Origin of the sequence: Corynebacterium sp. HMSC11E11 (assembly GCF_001807025.1) — a bacterium.
Classification (GTDB): domain Bacteria; phylum Actinomycetota; class Actinomycetes; order Mycobacteriales; family Mycobacteriaceae; genus Corynebacterium; species Corynebacterium freneyi.
The window spans coordinates 1-4,010 of the sequence record NZ_KV787111.1 but is presented as its reverse complement, the minus strand read 5'-3'; the positions used below and the strand labels follow the sequence as shown (position 1 = coordinate 4,010).

3 protein-coding genes are annotated in these 4,010 nt (G+C 69.3%); all 3 read left to right on the top strand.

All coding sequences use genetic code 11. From position 1 onward, the window contains the following. On the top strand, window positions 1-1,563 hold a 1,563-nt coding region (locus HMPREF3121_RS01830; protein WP_141742923.1), incomplete at its 5' end, for a non-ribosomal peptide synthetase. A 5-nt stretch (window positions 1,564-1,568) separates the two neighbouring features. Then, window positions 1,569-3,119, top strand: a complete 1,551-nt coding sequence (locus HMPREF3121_RS01825; RefSeq protein WP_070519405.1) for an acyl-CoA carboxylase subunit beta — start codon at window positions 1,569-1,571, stop codon at window positions 3,117-3,119. Between the two features lie 128 nt (window positions 3,120-3,247). Beyond that, window positions 3,248-3,961: an RDD family protein gene (locus tag HMPREF3121_RS01820; RefSeq protein WP_070519404.1), complete on the top strand. Its 714-nt coding sequence runs from the start codon at window positions 3,248-3,250 to the stop codon at window positions 3,959-3,961. Window positions 3,962-4,010 lie beyond the last annotated feature (49 nt).

Sequence of the window (4,010 nt, the reverse complement as noted above, 5' to 3'; positions counted from 1 at the left end):
GCCGAGTCGACCGCCGCGGGCGCGCCCGCCGGTTTCGGCGCGGTCAACCGCACCCCGGCCGCCCCGGGCATGCCCACCGCCGCGGGCGCGGCGGGAACGGACGGGGAGCCCGGCTGGTCTCCGGAGTCCGGTGTGCCGGTGGAGACGCATCTGCGCGTCATCGTCGGCGAAGCGATGGGCTACGACGTCGACGATCTGCCGCTGGAGCTGCCGCTCATCGACCTCGGCCTGGATTCGCTGATGGGCATGCGCATCAAGAACCGCGTGGAGCACGATTTCTCCATCCCGCCGCTGCAGGTGCAGGCGCTTCGCGACGCGTCGGTCGCCGACGTCATCGCCCTGGTCGAGAAACTTGTCGCCGAGGCCCACGATGCCTCCGACGACTCCGACGCCGCTGGCGCCGAGGAGGCCCCGGCCGCGGGCGCCGAGTCGACGTCCGGCCGGGAGGCGGGCGTCGCAAAGCAAGGCATCAACGTGCCGCCGCGCGACGCCTCGGAGCGCATGGCGTTCGGCACCTGGGCCACCGTGGTCGGCACGACCGCCGGCGGCGTCACCGACGAACTGCCCGCGCTTGACGACGCCACCGTCGACGCCCTCGCCGCACGCCTGTCGGAGCGGGCGGGCGCCGACATCACCGCAGACGACGTCCGCGCCGCCGACACGATCGCGGATCTGGCCGAAACGCTGCGCCCCCACCTCGAAGTCGAGGTCGAGGGCAACATCCGCGTGCTGCGCGAACGCCCCGAAGGGTCGACGAAGCCCGCCGTGTTCCTCTTCCACCCGGCCGGCGGATCCTCCGCCGTATACCAGCCCCTGGCCCGCCGACTGCCCGCCGACGTCCCCGTCTACGGCGTCGAACGCCGCGAGGGCGAGCTCACCGACCGCGCCGCCGCCTACCTGGACGACATCCGGGACCGCGCCGACGGCAGGCCGGTGATCCTGGGCGGCTGGAGCTTCGGCGGCGCCCTGGCCTACGAAGTCGCCCACCAGCTGCGCGACTCCGGCATCGACGTCGCGCAGATCGTGCTGCTCGACACCGTCCAGCCCTCCGAGAAGGTGCCCGACACCCCCGAGGAGATGCACGCCCGCTGGGATCGCTACGCCGACTTCGCCAAGCGGACCTACGGCCTGGACATCCCGGTGCCCCACGACCTGCTCGACCAGCAGGGCGAGGAAGGGCTGCTGACCATGCTGGAGCAGTTCCTCGCCACCGCCGACTCCACCCAGCACGGGCTGTCCGGCGGCGTCCTCGAGCACCAGCGCGCGTCCTTCGTGGACAACCGCATCCTCGATCAGCTGGACATGACCCGCTGGGCCGAGGTCGACGTGCCCGTCGTACTTTTCCGCGCCGAGCGGATGCACGACGGCGCCATCGAACTCGAGCCGCGCTACGCGACGATTGATGAGGATGGCGGATGGTCGGCTATCGTCGACGATTTGGAGATCGTGCACCTGTGCGGCGATCACCTCGCCATCGTCGATGAACCGGAAATCTCCAAGGTCGGTTCCTGGCTGGGGGACCGGCTCGACGACCTGGACACCGAATCCCGGAACGGACAGTAATCGAATTGACTCTCAACACCACCGCCGAAAAGCTCGCGGACCTGAAGGAGCGCCTCAAGCAGGCACAGGATCCGGGCAGCGAGCGGGCCAAGGCACGCCGTGACGCGGCGGGGCTGACCACGCCCCGCCAGCGCATCGCCCGCCTGGTCGACGCGGGGTCGTTCGTGGAGACCGGTCAGCTCGGCCGCACCCCCGGCGAAGAAGACGCCCCCTACGGCGATGGCGTGGTCACCGGCACCGCCCGCATCGGCGGCCGACCGGTGGCGGTGTACGCGCACGACAAGTCGGTCTACGGCGGTTCGGTCGGCGTCACCTTCGGCAAGAAGGTCTGCGACCTCATGGACCTGGCCACCAAGGTCGGCTGCCCGGTCATCGGCATCAACGATTCCGGCGGCGCCCGCATCCAGGACGCCGTGACGTCGCTGGCCATGTACTCCGAGATCTCGCGCCGCCAGTTGCCCCTGTCCGGGCAGTCGCCGCAGATCTCCATTTTGCTGGGCAAGTGCGCCGGCGGCGCCGTCTACGCGCCCGTGACCACGGACTTCCTGGTGGCGGTGAAGGACCGCACCGAGATGTTCATCACCGGCCCCGAGGTCATCCGCTCGGTCACCGGCGAGGACATCAGCTCCGCCGAGCTCGGCGGCGCCGAGCAGCAGGCCCGCAACGGCAACGTCTCTTACGTCGCCGACGACGAGGAAGACGCCTTCAACTACGTCCACGACCTGCTGGACCGCCTGCCCAGCTCCGTCCACGAGCCGCTGCCGCCGTACTGGGCGCCGTCCGACGAGATCACCGACCGCGACCGGTCGCTGGACACCATCATCCCCGACGACCCCAACGCCGGTTACGACATGATGGAGGTCCTGACCAGGATCTTCGACGACGAGGACTTCATCGAGGTCCAGCCGGACTACGCCCCGAACCTGATCACCGGCTTCGCCCGCGTCGACGGCCGGACCGTCGGCGTGCTGGCCAACCAGCCGATGCACCTGGCCGGTTGCCTCGACGCGGACTGCTCGGACAAGGGGTCGCGGTTTTCCAACATCTGCGACGCCTACGACATCCCGATCGTCTACGTCGTCGACACCCCGGGCTACCTGCCGGGCGTGCAGCAGGAGAAGTCGGGCATCATCCACCGCGGCGCCAAGCTCGGTTTCGCGCTCGCGCAGGCGACCGTGCCGAAGGTGACCGTCATCGTGCGCAAGGCCTTCGGCGGCGCGTACGCGGTGATGGGTTCGAAGAACCTGGGCGGCGACCTGAACTTCGCGTGGCCGACGGCGCAGATCGCCGTGATGGGCGCCGAAGCCGCCGTGGTGATGATCCAGGGCCGCCAGCTCGCCGAGGTCCCCGAGGACCAGCAGCCGGCGATGAAGAAGATGTTCATGGACTTCTACAACGAGAACATGACCAGCCCGTACGTCGCGGCGGAGCGCGGCTACGTCGACGCGATGATCCTGCCTTCGGACACGCGTGTGCAGTTGCGTCGTGCGCTCGACCAGCTTCGCGACAAGCAGATGCCGCAGGCGCGCAAGAAGCGCGAAATCGCCCCGATGTAGGCCCGGAGTCGGCGGGGAGTCGTTCTTTCGGGGGAGGTTTCGAACGAGCGGACGGCCCCCGAGGCGCGACTTTTCCGCGCTCGGCGCTAGGCTTTGCGTGTCCAAAACGATTCGAGGAGCTGATCGTCATGACCAACCCGTACGACAACCCCTTCGGCCCCCAGGGCGGCAACGATCCCTACGGTCAGGCGGGGTACGGCCAGGGAGCGGCCAATCCATACGGTCAGGCCGGCTACGGGCAGCAGGGTTACGGCCAGCAGGGCTATGGCCAGGGCGGGTATGGCCAGCAGGGTTACGGCCAGCCGGCTCAACAGGGCTACCCGCAGCAGGGTTACGGCCAGATCCAGCCGTACGCACAGCAGCCGATGCAGGCCTACGGCGCGGCGGGCCACGGCGGCGTGCCGATCGGCGAGAAGACCCTCCCGGTGTCGGGTGCGGGCGTGTCCGCCCTGCCGCGGTGGGGCGGGCAGATCCTGGACGCGATCATTTTCATCGTCCTCATGTTCATTCCGCTCCTCATCCTCGCCGCGATCCCGTTCCTCGGGTGGGCGTTGCTGGGAGCCTTCACCCTCATCGGCAAGCCGCTGTACTACGCAATCTGCGAGAGCTCCTGGGGCGCGACGCCGGGCAAGAAGCTGCTCGGCTGGAAGGTCATCGACGTCCACACCGGCGGAAACCTCACCTTCGGCCGTTCCTTCATGCGCAACCTCTGGAACCTCGGCGGCCTCATCCCGGCGGTCGGCATCATCGTCCCGATTCTCGTCGGCGTATCCATCAGCGGTGACCCGCAGGGCCGCGCCTGGCACGACCGCATGGCCGATGCCGCCGTGGTCCGCCGGTAACGGTCGACGACGAAAGGGCCGGCCCGTCGCAAAGCAACTGCGACGGGCC